We start from the raw sequence: 18,176 nt of genomic DNA, 5'->3' as shown, positions 1-18,176 counted from the left end.
GTACCGACTTTGCTCCAATTATTCATGGGGTCAGCGACGTCTTCAACTACGTACATCCATAGGCCTCCTCACCACGAAACACCATCAGCAAAAAACTCAAACCCCAAAGCTTCACAAGAAGCACAAGTGCCAGCTTGGCGGGCAGAGCCTAGGACTTAAAATTGAGTTCCACAGCGCATGAGCGAACAGCACTGGTAATCGGAAGACTAAAGAAAATAAAAAAAGGGAGCCACGATAGGCTCCCTTCGCGCGAGGACTGTTTGAAAATTTTAAGTCCTAGGCTTTGCCCGCCAAGCGGGTGATTAGTAGCGATAGTGTTCTGGTTTGAATGGACCCTGCGGGCTCATGTGCAAGTATTTAGCTTGCTTGCCAGTCAACTTAGTCAACTTCACACCCAGTTTATCCAAGTGCAATGCCGCCACTTTTTCGTCCAAGTGCTTAGGCAAACGGTAAACTGCGATCTCTTGGTACTTGTCGCGGTTGTTGAACAATTCCATTTGCGCCAATACTTGGTTCGTGAAGGAATTGGACATTACGAAGCTTGGGTGACCAGTTGCACAGCCCAAGTTCACCAAACGGCCTTTAGCCAGGATGATGACTTGTTTGCCGTTTTTCAAAGTGTGGATGTCCACTTGTGGTTTTACTTCACGGATTTTTGAATTCTTGTTCAACCAAGCCATGTCGATTTCGATATCGAAGTGACCGATGTTGCACACGATCGCGTTGTTTTTCATTTTCATGAAATGCTTGTCAGTGATGATATCGCAGCAGCCAGTCGCTGTTACGAAGATGTCACCCAATGGAGCTGCATCTTCCATAGTCGTCACTTCGAAACCTTCCATTGCCGCTTGAAGCGCGCAGATTGGATCGATTTCAGTCACAAGAACGCGGGCGCCCAGACCACGCAAAGAATGCGCGGAACCTTTACCCACATCGCCGTAACCAGCAACAACGCAGATCTTACCAGCAACCATAACGTCAGTGGCACGCTTGATACCGTCTGCCAAAGATTCACGGCAGCCGTACAAGTTGTCGAATTTAGATTTAGTTACAGAGTCATTGATGTTGATCGCAGGAACTTTCAATTTGCCTTTTTTCAACATAACTTCAAGATTGTGAACGCCTGTTGTTGTCTCTTCAGAGATACCGATGATTTTCTTCATCTCTTTTGCGAAACGTGGCTCGTGCATCATGTTCGTCAAATCGCCACCGTCATCCAGGATCATGTTGTAGCCGTCTTTGCCCCAGCCAACGATAGTCTGCTCGATACACCAGTTGAACTCTTGCTCAGTCAAACCTTTCCAAGCAAATACTGGGATGCCCGCTGCTGCGATTGCAACGGCTGCGTGGTCTTGAGTAGAGAAGATGTTGCAAGAAGACCAACGGATTTCCGCACCCAGCTCTACAAGCGTTTCGATCAGAACCGCTGTTTGAATTGTCATGTGAAGGCAGCCCGCAATCCGCGCGCCTTTCAAAGGTTGCTGTTTTTTGTACTCTTTACGAAGAGCCATCAAACCAGGCATTTCTGTTTCAGCAATCTTGATCTCTTCACGACCCCATTTAGCAAGCTTTGCGAAAACCTCTGGGTTTTCCATCGCTTCTTTGCTGACTCTGTAGTCAACAGCCGGAGTTTTTGCAGCAGCTTTTGTAGCTGTAGGAGCTTTCATTTTCGCATTTTTCTTCATAGCGGTTTTTCCGTTCGTCGTAGTCAATGACATTGATTGAAGTCCTTGTCTTAGGTTTTTTGTTATATAATTTAATTCTGCTTCAGCCTGCGTGCCTAGCGGCACTCCAGCTCTGCCTACTAAGGCAGAGTTAAAATTTCGTACCCAGTATCTGTCACAAGCACAGTATGTTCAAATTGTGCTGATAATAGACCATCTGCGGTATTGTAATACTTGATGCTGGAGCCCGGGATATCGAACTCGATGATCTCGTCGGTCCCCTGATTCACCATCGGTTCGACGGTGATACAATGGAATGGCACCAGGCGCTCGCCCTTGCCTTTTTTGCCATAGGAAGGAACGAAGGGCTCTTCGTGGAACTTGCGTCCCACCCCGTGGCCGCCGATCTCTTTCACGGCCACATAACCTTTGCGAGTCACAAGCTTGTTCGTTTCAAAGCCGATGTCACCGGTATAACCATTGGGACGAATGGCTTCGATACCCACGTCGCGGGCCATGCGGGCTGCTTCCACCAGATCTTTGGCTTCGTCAGACACATTGCCGATCATGTACATTTTGGAGGTGTCTCCGAAGAAACCATCAATCCAAGCCGTCACATCCACGTTGATGATATCGCCATCTTTCAGGATTGTTTTGTCATCAGGGACGCCATGACAGACCACCTCATTGATGGAAGTACAAGTGTACTTAGGGTAGCCGTGGTAACCTAAGCAAGCCGACTTGGCCCCCTTAGTGGCCATAAAATCGAAGCAAAGCTGGTCGATCTCGTTCGTGGTCATTCCAATTTTGATGTATTTGTCGAGGTAGGTCAGAGTGTCGGCTGCAATACGGCAGGCAACAGTCATCTTTTTGATTTCTTCCAAAGAAAGCGGCTTAATTCCCATAGGGGATGGTATAGCACAAGCCCCCCACCCTTGAACAGACCAATCTCTGAAGGGAGCCTATAGGTGTTTACTCTGTATCTTCGTCGTGAAAAAACGAAAAAACCCAGGATTTGAGCCCTGGGTTTTTAGTGTTCAACTCAATTTGAGTCTAAGACCTATTTAAGGTGCTTAGAAACCAATTTAGTCATGTCGAACATAGAAACTTGAGTTTTGCCGCCGAAAACTTCTTTCAATTTAGCGTCAGCATTGATGTTTCTTCTGTTCTTAGCATCTTGAAGATTGTTCTTCTTGATGTAAGCCCAAAGTTTTTTAACAACTTCAGTACGTGGAAGTGGAGAAGCGCCAACAACTGCTGCCAAAGCTGCAGATGGAGTCAACGCTTTCATGAAAGCTGCGTTTGGTTTACGAGCAGTTTTAGCTTTTTTAGGAGCTGCTGCTTTTTTAGGAGCTGCTTTTTTAGCTGCTGCTTTAGGAGCGGCTTTTTTAGCTGCTTTAGGAGCTGCTTTTTTTGCTGCTGCTTTTTTAGGAGCTGCTTTCTTAGTTGTAGCTTTTTTAGTAGCTTTTGCTTTTGCCATTCGAAATTCCTCCGTTAGGTTTTTAGTCTTGTTTATCCGAATGAACTTAGTGTGTATCTAAGTCGAGTCGTTTGTCCAAAAGAAAATGCAGGGGAAATCATTTTTTTTGCGCTCGGAGAGCGGAAAAGACCCGACTTCACCCCCTTTTCCCCTCGGGAAATACCTTTTTCCCCTAGAGAAAGCCCCCCTCCCCCTCTGAAAAAGTCCGTTTTTCGCAGGGGAAACACCTTCTGGACTGAGCTGTTTCCCTTACATACCGATAAGAATTGCATGAGTTTTCAGGCAAGCTTTAAGCAAATTCTCAGAGAGAAAATGGGTTCCGAAACCTTCGTGAACGCCTCCGAAGAAAGCCTGCTTAATGCCGACCCTTCTCACTTGGCGTACCTGATGGGCAGGATCGGCAAGCACGAATTCAACTCTCCGCGTGGACACTATCCACGTCCGACCGTACGCCCTCAGCGCAAGGCACATAGCTTTTCCCCCTCCCAGAAAGAAGCTTTTGAATTCCTGAAAAACTGGATCATGGATCTGTCCGAAGGTTTTACTGCGAACGAATTGAAAAAGGCCTTCCGTCAGGCGGCGCTGGTTCTGCACCCGGATCATGGTGGCAACTCCCAGCAGTTCATGACCCTGAAAGAGCACTACAACTGCCTGCGCCCTCTTGTATCCCTTTGATACACTAAACAAGATTACATTGTTGAAATTTCCTTACGCCTTTAGTTTCTACGCCGATATTGCATAATGGAAGCAACCAGGAAAAAACAGCATGCGGGATCTCAGTTTCACATCCGAAGACGCATACAAGAAGCGTCTGACTTATTTTAAAGTCATCTACTTCTTAGGGCTGGCTGTGACCCTGGTCTATCTATTGAAGTTCAACTATCAATATGGTGTCAGCAAATACAACCCTATCCTTATTCCGACCTGGATCACCCTGCTCCTGATCCCTCCCTTAAGCCTGAGGTTCAGCAATAACTATCTGGTCTCTGCATCTATATTATGCGTCATGGCCGTCGTCATCGTCTCATACTTCCTCTACCTCTCGGGAGGTATTGATGCGCCCGGGATCTTCTGGTTAACGGCCATCCCACTGATCTGCGGAATCCTTGTCGGAGTCCCTGGAGCCGTCTTAGGTTATGCCATAGTTACGATGGTCCTGATCTTCTTCTGGTATGCACGTGCCAGTGGCTTTGGCCCCAATATTATTGCCCAATACGGCAACTATGGTCAGGAGAAACTCTTTAATATCATCCTCTTCCTGCTCTTCTCCGGCTTCAATACCCACTACTATATACGTGGCGAAAAAAGTCTGATGAAGAACCTTGAGGAAAAGAACCTCGACATCGAAAACCTGCTCCGAGTCCTGATTCACGATATTGCCAATACACTTTCAACAATGACCTACAACCTGGTTAAAGCTAAAGAGGACCGCGAAGAACACAGCCTGAGCTCTTTGGAGCTGGACAAGATTGAACGCGCCGTCGACGATATCGTCAATCTTCTGGCGCAGGTTCGACACCTAAAGTCCGTCAAGGATGGCAAGGCCGTCATGCCCTTGAAGCCTCTGAATCTCACCATGGTGCTGAACGAGGTTTACGAAAACACCGTCGCCACGGCCCAGCAAAAAGGCATCAAACTGCAACTGGATATCTCCCGCGACCGCATGCCCATTCACGGGGAAAAGACCATCTTGAGCAATGTCGTCCTGTCCAACCTGATCAATAACGCTATCAAATTCTCTCATCCGGGAGAGCGTATCGACCTTTGCGCCTACCCGACCGAAACTGAAGTGGTCATTGAAATCCGTGACTATGGCATTGGCATTCCCAAAGAGATCCTGGCCAATATCTTCAACCTAAATTCACAGACCACGCGCCCAGGGACTCAAGGGGAAAAAGGCACTGGCTATGGGATGCCTCTGGTGCGTGAGTATCTGCAAATGATGGATGGCACTATCGAGGTTTTCTCCAGTGAAGAAACCAGCTCCTCCGCTCAAAGCGGGACCCACGTCATCCTCAAACTTCCCCTGGCCAAAACCGCCATTTAGTCCGTCTCAAAACAACACACTTCAGACCTCACATTGCAAATTAGTACTGTTTTTCGGCTCACAAAATACCGATAAGTTCTTTATGAAAATACGGAACGTCTTTGCATTCATGGCATTTCTTTTGCCACTATTGACCTTTGCGACCCCAGGTTCCCTGACCTATCAGGGCCGGATCAAAAACTCCCAAGGGGATGCTTTAGAGGTCAACGGAGTTCGCTTCGAATTCACTGTCATGAATCCGACGGGAACCTGCGCCCTTTATCGTGAAACTTCCAGCGCCATCGACATGCGAAACTCTGGCGGGGTTTTTGACGTTCCCATTGGGACCGGCACGAAGAACTATCCGTCAGCGGCAGGCTTCAAACTGCTCGATAGCTTTGACAATGGAGCCACCCTGCCCTGTGAAGGCGGCGGAAGCTACGTTCCGGTAGCCGATGACAATCGCATCTTGCGCGTGCAATTCCATGACGGCACTGGCTGGAAACTGATTACCCCTGACAACGAAATTCGTTCCGTTCCCTATGCCGGACGTGCTCAGGTGGCACAAAGCGCCCAACGCTTGGGAACAAATGTCGCCAGCGACTTTGTCTTCAAAACTTCTGTTCCTTTCTGCTCGACAGGTCAGTATCTGCGTCATATTGCCCCTGCAGGAACCTTCGAATGCACAGCTCCGGTGGTCACAGGCACCAATGTCAGCGGTAATATTACTGGCAGCGCCGCCGGTTTTACGGGAAATCTTTCCGGCGATGTCTCTGGCACTCAAGCCACCACCAGTGTTGACCGCATCAAGGGTGTTGCAGTCGACATGACCGGAATCGGTTCTGGCAAAGTGCTGAAATACGACGGGGCAAAATGGGCCCCTGCTGATGACCAAGGAACTTCGGGAGCCCTGACGGGCCTTAACGGAGACGTCACTGCTACGGGAGCACCGACCGCAACAGTCACCTTAAATGATGATGTGGTGACCTCTGCGAAAATTGCCGATGGCACCATCGTCGACGCGGATATTGCCGCTGGGGCGGCCATCGCCAACAGCAAGCTTGCAACCATCACCACCGCAGGCAAAGTTTCGGGAAATGCCATCACCTCAGGAACCATCGGCGGCACCACCGCTATCAATACCAGTGGGCTGATCCAAACCTCCAGTGGGTTGCGCGTTTATTCGGGCACCAACTATGTGGAGCTAAAAGCCCCAACACTGTCGCAAAATACCAGTTATGAACTTCCCACCTCTGACGGCAGTACCGGTCAACTGTTGACCACCAACGGTGCCGGCCAACTTTCGTGGACCACGGTCACCTCTAGCGGAGGCACGGTCACGGGCGTCACCGCATCTGCTCCCCTGGCCAGCTCCGGGGGAACGGCTCCGGTGATTTCACTGAATGACTCTGGCGTGGCCGCCGGAACCTACAGCAAAGTGACTGTGAATTCCAAAGGGTTGATCTCCAGTGGCGCCAACGTCACAGCCACGGATCTTCCAAATCTGGCCGGAGATGTCACATCCACCGCAGGGCTTAGCAATTCCAAAGTCGAAAAGATCCAAGGTGTGTCAGTGGGAAGCACCACTCCCTCCGTCGGGCAAGTGCTGATTTATGACTCCAGCAAATGGAATGTTCAATACCTTGGCTTTGGCGAATTGCGCTCGACCGTCACTGGGAACACCCAAATGCCAGCTTCATGTTCAACGGCGAATAAAACCCTGAATTGGAGCGCCATCACTGACACCTTCACTTGCGCGGACATCGCCATTGCCAACACCCAGGTTTCCGGGCTCGGCACGGCAGCCACAAAAAACTTCGGAACCTCGGCCGGCAATTTGGTAGAGCTCGATGGCACTGGCAAAGTTCCGTCAGCCCTGCTGCCCAATTATGGCGATTTCAAGTCTGATGGCACTGTGAGTATGACAGCACCGCTGAAGCTGGCAACAGGAACCAGCGCGGCCCCATCACTGACTTTTTCAGCAGAAACCACTCTGGGAATCTATCGCTCTGGTGCTGGCACTATCGGCCTTACTGCTGGCGGCATGACCTTGGGCGAATGGAGCTTCTCCAAACTGCGCGTACCTACGGCCAGCGGCATTGAGTCCGGCAGGATGCTGGCGTACTTCAATAATAACTCGCCCTACACTCCAACCGGAGGATCGGCCACTCCGATCAACTCGTTCACCAGTCATTTCAATCAAAACACAAACAACCTTAACAGCTCGATGTCTTTGTATGGAATGTCTGTGAACAACACCGGCGGCACCACACAAAACGCCTATATGGGTGCTGTTTCAAATTCCACCGGATACACTCCGAATCTCGTCTTTGGAGTGCAAACCGCATCTTCGAGCTATGCCGAACGCATGCGTTTAAGTCCTGAAGGGTACATTGGTCTTAACACCACCTCCCCCACCCGCCGACTGCATATCGTGGGGGATGGCACAGATTATGGCGATGACTTGTTCATCGAAGGCACCAACGCTGAAACCGCTTTGCCGCAGATCAATTTGGCACGTGCTCGTGGCAACACAACCACGCGCAACCCGGTTCTGGCCAACGACAACATAGGGGTCATTGCCTTCCGCGGCTGGAATGGTACGACTCATGACTACGGTTCGCGCATTATTGCTTCGGCTGAAACCGACTTTAATATTGCCGTGAATGGGAACTTGCGCTTCTACACGGCCGCAGCAGGAGCCGACACTGAAAAAATGCGTATCACGAGTCAGGGCAACCTGGGAGTCGGCACTACGGATCCCCTTTCCACGATTCACCTCAACTCCACAGATGCAGATCTAACCATGGATGGAGGGAGTCCTTTTATTGTGCAGCGGTCCACCACCTACCCTACGACCGGAAGTGAAGTTGCTGGTATAGCCTATAGGTCAGAGACTCCTACGCCTTCAAACAACATTTGGCCACCTCATGCGAACATCAGCTTTAGAGCAACGGAAACTCACACGGCGACGGCCAAGGGAACTGCTATTAGTATTTCCACAACGCCGAACGGCTCTACCACTCGTCAAGAGAGCATGAACATTGGTGCCAATGGCGATGTGACTGTGATGGGAAAAATGTTTGGCGCCGTCAAGGACACCTCAGGGAATTCTCTGCGAGCCTGTGTTGGAGAGTCCACCGCTGGAGGCTGGGTCTTCTATGCTATGAACCCCAACGGGGTCCCGGTCTGTGGCGCCTACAAAGACATTTCCACGACCGCTTGCGGCTTTAGCTCCATCTTTAATTACTTCCCGACTCTCAATGCCGGGGGCAGCCACTGGCTCTCTGCCGGGACCACTTCTATCTACGCCGCAACCCCAACCAGCTTCAGAGTCTATGTGGGTATATTCGGAGCCTTCGATGGCACAAACTGCAGTGCCTCAACTCTGATTCACAACACTTCAAACTTTTCAGTCAAATGGATGGGCGTAGGTCAATGATCGGCTTACGCTAACGAAGGTGAATCCACCCCAGCAAATGCAATAGCAAAAACAACATCGCCGGGGCTAGCGTCATCAGGGCTCTTTTACGGAAGCCCGCATTTGAAATCATCGCTATCAATGCAAATTTTGAAACGTAGCTTGCCAATAAGGACGTTTCAACCAGACGCTCATACTGAGGGCCATCAATTTTCCCTGCCGCCAGAAGCTGCGAAGTGGAAATCAAAGAACCATGCACTTCAAACAACGAAATGACAAAAGTCAGAAGCATCAACCCCTGACCTCCGGCCCACTCTTGAACAAGTTTGGAGGCCGCCAAAATCAGTACGATGAAAACTGTCAGCTTCAAGGATGATTTTACATCCAAAATTTCGTTCGCCCCAACCATCGCCGGATGGGGCCGGGATTTTCGTCTCCACAGCAAAGCGATCAACGCCACGGTGATCAGTCCAAGAATGACGAAATGCAGCCCCACCAACTGAAAGGCTTCTAAACCACCAGCACTGATCAGCACTGCAGCTTGAATTAACATGGCCAGAATAGCACTTTGCAAGGCCGCCATTCGCAGTGTCTGAGAACCGTTAGCCTCGTGACTTTCCTTCGCCAAGGTCACTGTCGTGGCAGTGCTTGAAAGCAAACCACCCAAAAATCCGGTCATGACGATTCCCGCTTTAGGTCCCACCCACAGCGACAGAACTTCGCCCATCACTTGCAAAGCAGAAAGAGCAAAGAACATAAATAGAATCTTCTGCGGACGGAACAACCCCCAGGGGTCCACCGGATGTGGTGGCACAAGTTTGGAGGCAACAAAAAGAAAGAGCAGGAATAACCCTGCCCTTACCCACTGATTTTTCATCAGGTCTTACACCATTTTGAAGCGAATACGTTTTGGACCTGCATTTTCGCCAAGGCGGCGTTTACGGTCTTCTTCGTATTCGGTGAAGTTTCCAGGGTAGAACTCAATCTTAGAATCACCCTCAAACGCCATGATGTGTGTACACACGCGATCCAAGAACCAACGATCGTGCGAAATCACAACCGCGGATCCACCGAATTCAAGCAGTGCTTCTTCCAATGCACGCATGGTGTTCACATCAAGGTCATTCGTCGGCTCATCCAGAAGCAACAAGTTCGCACCTTGCTTCAGGATCTTCGCCATGTTCACGCGGTTTCTTTCACCACCGGACAACTGACCCACTTTCTTTTGCTGGTCAGAACCCGAGAAGTTGAACCATGAAACATACTGACGAGCATTGATTTCACGCGTGCCCAACTGAATCACATCAGCGCCACCGGAAAGTTCTTCATAGATGGATTTGTTTGGATCCAGAGTTTCACGGGTCTGGTCAACATAGGCGATCTTTACTGTTTCACCAACTTTGAAAGAACCAGAATCTGGCTGCTCTTTACCCGTAATCATACGGAACAAAGTGGATTTACCCACACCGTTCGGACCAATCACGCCCACGATCGCACCTTTTGGAATTGTGAAGCTCACATCATCCAAAAGAACTTTGTGGTCGTAAGCTTTGGTGATGCCTTGAGCTTCAACGACGATGTCACCCAAACGAGGTCCTGGTGGAATGTAGATGGACATCTCTTGGATTTTCTCTGGAGATGCTTCTTTCAACAGGTTTTCGTAATTGGAAATACGAGCCTTGGATTTCGCCTGACGAGCTTTTGCCCCTTGACGGATCCAATCCAACTCGCGCTCCAAAGTACGCGCTTTTCTAACCTGATCTTTGGCTTCATTTGCCTGACGTTTGTCTTTTTGTTCCAACCAGCTTGTGTAGTTCCCTTTCCAAGGAATACCTTCACCGCGATCCAACTCCAGAATCCAGCCAGCCACATTGTCCAAGAAGTAACGGTCATGCGTTACCGCGATAACAGTTCCCGGGAACTTGGAAAGGTATTGTTCCAACCAAGCCACAGATTCGGCATCCAAGTGATTCGTCGGCTCATCCAGCAATAAAATATCAGGCTCAGACATGATCAAACGGGCCAAAGCCACACGGCGTTTTTCACCTCCGGAAAGGTTTGTCACCGGCAGATCACCATCTGGACAGCGAAGAGCGTCCATTACGATTTCGATTTTTTGATCGACGTCCCAAGCACCCAAGGCCTCCAGCTTTTCCTGAAGCACACCCTGCTTTTCGATCAACTTGTTCATTTCATCGGGATCCAGATCCGGATCGCTGAACTTGTCATTGATGGCGTTGTATTCTTTCATCACTTTTGGAAGCTCGCCCATACCTGCAAAGATGTTTTCTTTCACAGACAGCGTTTCATCCAAGTGCGGTTCTTGTTCGAAGTAACCGACTTTCATTGTTTTAGAAGGGAAAGCTTCACCCAGGAAGTCTTTGTCCACGCCTGCCATAATTCTCAGCAAAGTGGATTTACCAGAACCATTCAGACCCAAAACGCCAATCTTAGCTCCATAGAAGTAAGAAAGATAAATATCCTTCAGCACATATCTTTGTGGAGGATATACTTTACTTACGCCCTTCATTGTGTAGATAATCTCTTGAGACATGATGTCACACTCCTAAAAAGACCGTATTCGGCACTGGATTTACTTTACGCGAAGTAATCTACCAGCCCAAAAACGCTTGTCAAATGGAGTTCCATTTATCACACTATCGACCCCTGCGCAGGACGCGCTTCTGATAGAAAACCGGGTTTCCGGTATAAAAAGTAAGCAAAAAGCTGAAAACAACGGATAGAAACTAGCATTTAATGAGTGGCGACATCTTAGAGCAGCAACAAAATCAACCCCAGGAACCGGCGCCTTCCTCCGAGAAGAAAGAAACCGTGTCCAAGAAGTCCTTGTTTGGGAATCTGAATTCAGACCTCAAACAGGCTTTGAATACGTGGGAAACGCTGACTGAAGAGATGACCAATAAAGTCTCCCCTGACGAAGAGCAGCTGCACGAAGTCAAACGCCTGCTGGGTGAGCTTAAATCAAAACTGAACGAATTTAACGATTAGTCGCGGGCCTTGCGCCACAGATTGTTGTTTCCAACTCTGACCGTCTCCATAACCCCGTGAACGAATCCACCCCAGTCAATCCACCAAAGGTGAACCCCCTCAAGAGTCAACGACGATCGTGCTTACTGCCACCCAAACATTCAGGACTGACAAAGTTCAGCGTGTCTTTTTGAGCTTCCCATTCTTTTGGAGTCAGGGCTTTCTGGGTAAGGGCGTGCAGACCGGATTGAAGTTCAGACTTCAAAAGGTCATTCACCAGCCTTTGGCGGTCAATGCGGGATTTGCCATCAAAGGCCTCAGAAACCACCAGCACCTTAAAGTGCGTCTCGCTGTTCGGCGGGACCGAATGCATGTGGCTTTCATTTTCCACCCCTAGCTCCAAGGGAGCCAGGGACTGGGTTAAGATCTCTCGGATTCTTTGCTCTCTAGAGGACATTAGTGATTTCTTTTGTCGATTTTGGACTTAATCAGATCAATGCCCATTTTAGCCATAGCAAAGACGCCTTTTTCTTCCAGCTTCTTTTCCACGTCTTTGGCTTTGCGTAAAGCCTTTGCTGCCGCAACTTGGGCCAATGGATTTCCAACCGGAAGACCTTCGAATTGTCCGTCTTTCACCCATTCATCAGCCACAGAGTCAGCCAATTCCATCACTTTAGGAGCTTTTTGACGAATCATCTCACTGCCATAGAAATCCAGATGAATCTTTTGCGCTTCTTCCGTATTTGAATAGCTTTGAGTTTCTTCCTCAAAGATCGGCGCCCCTTCAGAAATCATATCTTTAGCTTCCAGAACGGTTTCCTGAGCCTTCACACCTTCGTTTTGCGCTTCAGTGTTGATCTCTTGAGCCTCGTCCATAGTCACCTCCGCTTCGGCTTGTATTTCCGCAGCGTCAGCCATGATCTCTTCTGTTTGCGCCTCGTGGTGAGGACGGCGTTTTTTGGAGTGTTGGTGCTTCTTTTTTCCGTCGTAATCTTTGATCTCTGGCATGGCACTTCCTTTTAAACAAAACCCAGCATTTCGCGGGTCACAAAATCATAATCTGACTTCACCGGAGACTTCCCGGCAAAAAGGCTTTTTCCCGAACGCACGGTGTTTTTCACCTCTGAAGAAGTACGAATATACCCCTTCATCAGCGAGTCTTCAAAAGACTCAATACACTTTTGCAAAAGCTCATGACTGAAGTTCTCACGACCATCAAACTTGGTAAAGAGAACTTTCTTCTTAAACCCAAGACCGAAGTCTGCCTTAATGTCTTCCAGCTCACTCAAGTTCTTTTGCAATCCCAGAAACGCAAACTTATCCGGGTTCACTGGCAAAATCACTTCGTCCGATGCCACAGTCACAGCCGTGTTAGTGGCACTTAAAGCCGGAGCCGTATCGATCAGAATCAAGTCATAGCGGTGTTTGATCTTTTCCAATGGCGCCTTCACCGCCTGCGCCCAATTGCGGTTGGAATTCAACAGCACGCGATCCAACACTGAGTTGTTCAGGCTGGAGGGGATCAGATCCACATGAGGTTCGACAAAGCGGACACATTCTTCGATGTTCTTTTTCTTTTCGACCACATCCACCCAGACCGGCAGACTTTCATCTTCCACACCCAGGGCAAAACTCAAATTCGCCTGCTGATCCAGATCAATGAACAAAACTCGGGCCCCATACATGGCCGCACGCAAGCCCATATTCAAAACAGAAGTGGTCTTGGCCACCCCGCCTTTTAGCATCTGAATAGAAATAACTTTTTGGGGATACTTATAGCCTTCTGCCAGAAGCAGGGCGCGCACCTCTTCAGGAAGCAGCCACGGGGATTTTAATTTCTTTTGCAGAACCACTTCAGCCTTGGCTTTCACCTGATTGGGAGCCAACTCCATGAAGGAGGCTAAATCGCTGAGAGTGATGCAAAACTCTTGTTGCGCCAAAGTGGACATGAAAGACCTCCGTCAGTCCTTCAAGCCTACAAGCGAGTTTTTGCCTTGGAAACACGCAGCGCACCAACTTTGCCCTTCATTACAGCTCGGGCGCGCCTTCCAAATGCTGGACCTCATAGCGCAAAAGGGAGCGCATCTCTTCAATGTCGAACTTATAGGACCAGAGCAATTGTTCTCGCATACGTTGAATTTGCAAGCGTTGCTCAGCACTTAGAGGCCGCAAGGCCTCGGCCATATGAACCAAATGAAGATCCACTTCGCGCTTGAAATCACCATAGTCTGTGTCATCTTCCTTGTCTAAAAACTCTAGAAACTCGCCAATACTGGGATTCATAGGCTACCTCACCACTCCATTTTGCCAAAGCCCCCCGGCCCTGCACCACTTTGCGGCCCCTCTATTGCCAAGAATCACACCCCCCGTTAGACTGGAAAAGATTTCGTCACAAGACGTCCCAGCTGTTCTGAAGGAGCTCCCGTGAATCTGCCTGTATTGGCACAAAGTCCGAAGTGGATCGCAATTGATAAGCCCGCAGGCGTTTCTGTTCACAATGAAGCCAACGATGTTCTGCACCTTCTGCATCGCCAACTAGACATGCCCTTGGACAAATTGCATCTGGTTCACCGTCTGGACAAAGAAACCAGTGGGGTTCTGTTGGTCGCCAAAGATGTATCGACAGCGGCGAAAATGGCCGAGCAATTTCAAAGCCATCAGACCGAAAAGATTTATTATGCCGTTTTGCGCGGAAGCCTGCCGATAAGCTCAGACTGGCTGGAGTGGAATCAACCCTTAAGCGACAAAGCCGAAGGAAGAAAAAATCCCCAAGGCATGAGCAAAGACCGCGTTCCAGCGCAAACCCAGTATCGCATCACGGAAGCCAATCAATATTTCTCGCTGGCTGAAGTCCGTCTGTTGACCGGGCGCCAGCACCAGATTCGCAAACACACGGCCCTGGCCAAACATGCCATTCTGGGCGACTCCAGATATGGCGAGCCGAAGTACAACGAACGCATGGCGGGAATCTATCAAACTTCCCGTATGTTCCTGCATGCTGCAAAATTGTCGATTGTTTTTGAAGGGGCTACATTGAACTTTGCAGCCCCGTTACCACAGGAGTTTTCAAAACTGATCCGCGGCAATTAGCTGGCCTTTTGAATCTCCAGCGAGGAAGCGTGAGCAAATATCTCATCCACATTCCCTGAAATATTGCGAATTGATGAAACAATGAACTCGGAGTTCGATGCTAACGACGCCACTCCCCGGCCAATCTCGCCGGTACTGCCGCGAAGCAACTGAATGAATTCCTCCATTGCGGCCAGATAGTGCGTGAAGCTGTTTTTTATTTCTGTGGTTCGGGCGGACTCGATGGCCCCCATTTGACGAACTACCTCCAGCCCCGTCACAAACTTGGCTACATCATGCATCTCAGATCCGATCGCAGAGATGCTTTTTTTAAGCTCCGAAAACTCTTGCTCGAGATTCCGACAATATTGAGCAAACAGATCAGAAAAGGCCTTCTGATTCTGCAGCATTTCATCAAACGCATTCTCTGAGAACTCTAACTTTGCGATGGACTCGCGGACAAAGAAGTCCACCATCAGCATCTGCACATTCAAAGCCGCGGCACGCAGCACACACTTCTGAGTCACACCGGACAATTCTTGAACAAACCCCGACAGACCGCTGAGATGTTTTTCGATGGTCCCGGACAAAATAGAAAACTCATGGGAAACAACCCCAAGACTGGCCGCCATATCACCGAACTTGGCCGCCGCAATTTTCATATTAATAGAAATAAACTTCAACTGTTGGAAGCCCTGATCCAGATTTTTCATGGCGTCTTCCAGAGTCTGATTGGCCCCTTGGAAGTCTCGCAGCTTTTCAAAAACCTCATTCAGCTTACGCGTGGCTGACTTCGTTACAGCGGTAATCTTGCCAGTCTCCCTGGCCTCGGATCTCGAATCAGAATCCTGCGCCTGCGCAGCTCGAGCCTTAAGTTCCTCGAGCACTGCCTTGAGCATAAAGTTCTCATAGTCAAGGAAGCCCGCTTCACGCACTTTAGCAAGCAAGTACTGATGTGATTCTTCCAAACTGTGATCTTGCTGTTCAAAGGCCAGAACCTCCCGATAGAGGCCCTGAGCAGCCAAGAATATTTCAGACGAGGGTTTAAAGCGGACTGATAAAAACCCGTCTCCAATGGGAAAGGCGAAGGCATAGACCCAATAGTAACTGCCATTGCCCGCCAGATTCTTAACATAGGCACCGACTGGTTTGCCTTGATTCAAAAAACTCCAGAACTCTTTAAAAACTGCACGTGGCATATCTGGATGGCGGATCAAACTGTGCGGAGCCCCCAACATGGATTCTTTGGGGTAAACACTGACACGCACGAAAACGTCGTTGCCAGAGCGAATGACACCTCGTTTGTCTGTAGTTGAAAAAAAGAACTCATCAAACCCGAAGGGGCTTTCTGATAGTGTTGGCACTGGACGCTTCATGGAATCCTCTCAAATCTTTACAGATTTTTGATCGGCAATTCCATGAGGTACCTTAGCAAATAAATATGAACGCGATGCATGCTCAGACTTCAAATTGAAATAGATTCGGATCCCAAGTGAAATCCCCTACTTCTTGCCATTCCCCAGCTTGCTATCAAGCTTTGACAGGAAGCTCGCAACAAGATCCTCACGTTCCTGCCCCACAACCGGGCGCGCGCCCAGAGGGAATTCAGTGTAAAGCTCTTTGGGAAGCTCCAACAAGAAGCGAGAAGGTGCCACCGGGCGAACCGCCCCGTTTTTCTTGCGCTGCTGACAGCGTGACATCACCAGACGCTTTTTGGCCCGGGTCACACCCACATAGAACAAACGACGTTCTTCATCTATATCGGATCCCAAGTTCTTGTGCGGAAGAAGGTCTTCCTCCAACCCTGCCAAAATCACTACCGGGAACTCCAGCCCCTTGGAGGCATGCAGGGTCATCAGTTGAACTTTGTTTTCCAGTTCCTCTTCAGACAGATCATCACGCAAAAGCATGCAATCTACGAAAGACTTGATGTTTTCAACGTCATAAGAGCGACGCCCCAGGAAAGAATCCAAAATGCGGCCCAGAATCTCTACGACCATCCATTTTTTCTCTGCACTGGTTGGATCCGCGGCCGTTCCGTAAACGTATTCGCGGTAACCAATGTCCTGGAAAATCTGAACCATCTTCGCACCCGGCGATGAACCCACCTGGAAATCGAGAATGTTTTTCGGAAGATTTTCAATGAACATCATCAAATCGTCGATAGCGGCGCCGGCTTTATCCTGCACACCGGCTTCCTGCCAGAAACGGCAGGCATCGACAAAGTTGATCCGTTTCTTCAGTGCAAATTCGCTCAATTTCTCGATGGAAGTGTCACCAATTCCGCGCGAAGGCACATTGATGATACGACGAAGGGACACTTCATTCGGAGCCAAAGCCTGCTTCAGATAGGCCATCAGATCTTTGATCTCTCGACGGTCAAAGATCGAAGTGCCCCCTGAAATATGATAAGGCACGTTCGCACGACGCAACGAGGACTCAATCAAGCCCCCTTGGGTGTTGGAACGATAAAGCACGGCCATGTCCTTGTAGGAATAACCCTGTCTTTGAAAATTCAGAATTTCTGTGACAACGAATTCACATTCGTCCTCTTCACGATCCAAAATAAACAATTCAGGTAACTGCCCCGTATCTTCGGCCACCTGCGGACGCAGAATCTTGCCGTGACGGTTTTTATTCTTGGAAATCGCAGCATTCGCCACCGCCAGAATTTCGGCGGAAGAACGATAGTTGCGTTCAAGCTTGATCACTTCACACGGTGTGAATTCCTGCGGGAAGTTCAGGATGTTCTTCACTTCCGCCCCACGCCAGCCGTAAATCGACTGGTCGTCGTCCCCCACCACCGCGATGTTGTTATGGCTTTTCACGATCTGTGCGATCAGGTCCATCTGCAGACGATTAGTATCCTGGAACTCATCGACCATCACTTGCGTGAACATGCCCTGCACTTTTTCCAGGATTTCAGGATTTTCTTTAAACAAGGTGATGGGTTTAATCAAAAGACCTTCAAAATCCACCACACCCAGATGTTCCAGGCGCTTGGTGAATTTCGGAGTCAGAACTTCAACCATCTCGTGGTATTCATCAAAGGCCTCCGTCTGCGGGGCCATGCCCGTGCGACGGTCATTGATCATGTTCAGAATCTTATCGGCATCGAATTTGTCTTTGCCCGAGTTTTTGATGTCTTTGATCAGGTCTTTGACGATGGCATTGCAGTCACTTTGATCGACAATGCCGAAATACGGAGAAAGACCCGCATGTTTGTGAAACCGGCGCAAAATCTGCAATCCGAAAGAGTGGAAAGTTCCCGCCCACATCCCGGCACCAGAACTGCCCAGCTTGGCCCCCACGCGATGTTTAAGTTCACGCGCGGCTTTGTTGGTAAAAGTAAGCACGCAGATTTCCTGAGCCTGTGCTACACGCTCGGAAATCAAACGCCCGGTTCTGGAAACCAGAACTGTAGTTTTGCCTGAACCGGCCCCCGCCAAAATTAACAAAGGCCCGAAGTTGTGCTTCACGGCCTTTTGTTGTTCGGGGTTGAGCCCCTTAAACCAATCCATTAATTTT

At 49.3% G+C, this 18,176-nt stretch carries 16 protein-coding genes; 5 read left to right on the top strand and 11 right to left on the bottom strand.

Going from position 1 to position 18,176, the window contains the following annotated elements:
* Nucleotides 1-302 precede the first annotated feature (302 nt).
* From ahcY to ACES2G_RS05775, 3 genes are all read right to left on the bottom strand, one after another.
* Complete coding sequence (ahcY, locus tag ACES2G_RS05785) at nucleotides 303-1,718, bottom strand: adenosylhomocysteinase (protein ID WP_374001537.1); 1,416 nt, start codon at nucleotides 1,716-1,718, stop codon at nucleotides 303-305.
* A gap of 86 nt (nucleotides 1,719-1,804) precedes the next feature.
* A complete protein-coding gene (map, locus tag ACES2G_RS05780; protein ID WP_347358402.1) occupies nucleotides 1,805-2,569 on the bottom strand; it encodes a type I methionyl aminopeptidase in 765 nt (254 codons plus the stop codon).
* Nucleotides 2,570-2,724: 155 nt separating this feature from the next.
* Complete coding sequence (locus tag ACES2G_RS05775; RefSeq protein ID WP_374001536.1) at nucleotides 2,725-3,144, bottom strand: SWIB/MDM2 domain-containing protein; 420 nt, start codon at nucleotides 3,142-3,144, stop codon at nucleotides 2,725-2,727.
* A gap of 270 nt (nucleotides 3,145-3,414) precedes the next feature.
* Between ACES2G_RS05775 and ACES2G_RS05770 the strand changes: the two genes are divergently transcribed.
* The 3 genes from ACES2G_RS05770 to ACES2G_RS05760 all read left to right on the top strand — a co-directional run bounded on the left by ACES2G_RS05770 (nucleotide 3,415) and on the right by ACES2G_RS05760 (nucleotide 8,612).
* Entirely contained in the window at nucleotides 3,415-3,819 is a 405-nt protein-coding gene (locus ACES2G_RS05770) for a J domain-containing protein (protein WP_347358404.1), read from the top strand.
* A 91-nt stretch (nucleotides 3,820-3,910) separates the two neighbouring features.
* Nucleotides 3,911-5,191 carry a sensor histidine kinase gene (locus ACES2G_RS05765; RefSeq protein WP_374001535.1) on the top strand — a complete coding sequence of 427 codons (1,281 nt, stop codon included), beginning with the start codon at nucleotides 3,911-3,913 and terminating at the stop codon, nucleotides 5,189-5,191.
* 82 nt (nucleotides 5,192-5,273) lie between these two features.
* Entirely contained in the window at nucleotides 5,274-8,612 is a 3,339-nt protein-coding gene (locus tag ACES2G_RS05760) for a beta strand repeat-containing protein (protein WP_374001534.1), read from the top strand.
* Between the two features lie 10 nt (nucleotides 8,613-8,622).
* Here the strand turns inward: ACES2G_RS05760 and ACES2G_RS05755 are convergent, their stop codons facing one another.
* Together ACES2G_RS05755 and ettA are read right to left on the bottom strand one after the other, a co-directional pair.
* Nucleotides 8,623-9,468 (bottom strand): DUF4010 domain-containing protein, encoded by an 846-nt coding sequence (locus ACES2G_RS05755; RefSeq protein ID WP_374001533.1) that lies wholly within the window; start codon nucleotides 9,466-9,468, stop codon nucleotides 8,623-8,625.
* Between the two features lie 6 nt (nucleotides 9,469-9,474).
* A complete protein-coding gene (gene ettA / locus ACES2G_RS05750; protein ID WP_374001532.1) occupies nucleotides 9,475-11,145 on the bottom strand; it encodes an energy-dependent translational throttle protein EttA in 1,671 nt (556 codons plus the stop codon).
* A gap of 203 nt (nucleotides 11,146-11,348) precedes the next feature.
* Between ettA and ACES2G_RS05745 the strand changes: the two genes are divergently transcribed.
* Nucleotides 11,349-11,600: a hypothetical protein gene (locus ACES2G_RS05745; RefSeq protein ID WP_347358409.1), complete on the top strand. Its 252-nt coding sequence runs from the start codon at nucleotides 11,349-11,351 to the stop codon at nucleotides 11,598-11,600.
* 106 nt (nucleotides 11,601-11,706) lie between these two features.
* On the opposite strand, the gene ACES2G_RS05740 is transcribed toward ACES2G_RS05745, so the two are convergent.
* From ACES2G_RS05740 to ACES2G_RS05725, 4 genes are all read right to left on the bottom strand, one after another.
* Complete coding sequence (locus tag ACES2G_RS05740; protein ID WP_347358410.1) at nucleotides 11,707-12,036, bottom strand: BolA family protein; 330 nt, start codon at nucleotides 12,034-12,036, stop codon at nucleotides 11,707-11,709.
* The gene (locus tag ACES2G_RS05735; RefSeq protein ID WP_347358411.1) at nucleotides 12,036-12,587 is read right to left on the bottom strand and encodes a hypothetical protein; all 552 of its coding nucleotides are present in this window, start codon (nucleotides 12,585-12,587) and stop codon (nucleotides 12,036-12,038) included. Before ACES2G_RS05735 ends, ACES2G_RS05740 begins: the two co-directional genes overlap by 1 nt.
* A gap of 11 nt (nucleotides 12,588-12,598) precedes the next feature.
* Complete coding sequence (locus ACES2G_RS05730) at nucleotides 12,599-13,528, bottom strand: ParA family protein (RefSeq protein WP_347358412.1); 930 nt, start codon at nucleotides 13,526-13,528, stop codon at nucleotides 12,599-12,601.
* 79 nt (nucleotides 13,529-13,607) lie between these two features.
* A complete protein-coding gene (locus ACES2G_RS05725) occupies nucleotides 13,608-13,862 on the bottom strand; it encodes a hypothetical protein (RefSeq protein WP_347358413.1) in 255 nt (84 codons plus the stop codon).
* A 141-nt stretch (nucleotides 13,863-14,003) separates the two neighbouring features.
* On the opposite strand from ACES2G_RS05725, the gene ACES2G_RS05720 reads away from it, so the two are divergent.
* Nucleotides 14,004-14,669 carry an RluA family pseudouridine synthase gene (locus ACES2G_RS05720; protein ID WP_374001531.1) on the top strand — a complete coding sequence of 222 codons (666 nt, stop codon included), beginning with the start codon at nucleotides 14,004-14,006 and terminating at the stop codon, nucleotides 14,667-14,669.
* Here ACES2G_RS05720 and ACES2G_RS05715 read toward each other — a convergent pair.
* Entirely contained in the window at nucleotides 14,666-16,024 is a 1,359-nt protein-coding gene (locus ACES2G_RS05715) for a PAS domain-containing protein (protein WP_374001530.1), read from the bottom strand. The two genes, ACES2G_RS05720 and ACES2G_RS05715, sit on opposite strands and share 4 nt — an antisense overlap.
* Before the next feature lie 126 nt (nucleotides 16,025-16,150).
* On the bottom strand, nucleotides 16,151-18,169 hold the full coding sequence (locus ACES2G_RS05710; RefSeq protein WP_347358417.1) for a UvrD-helicase domain-containing protein: 2,019 nt from the start codon (nucleotides 18,167-18,169) through the stop codon (nucleotides 16,151-16,153).
* Between the last annotated feature and the right edge of the window lie 7 nt (nucleotides 18,170-18,176).

Source organism: Bdellovibrio bacteriovorus, assembly GCF_041888015.1.
In the GTDB taxonomy this organism is placed as follows: Bacteria; Bdellovibrionota; Bdellovibrionia; order Bdellovibrionales; family Bdellovibrionaceae; genus Bdellovibrio.
The sequence above is the reverse complement of the archived record's forward strand: the minus strand, read 5'-3'. Positions and strand labels throughout refer to the sequence as shown.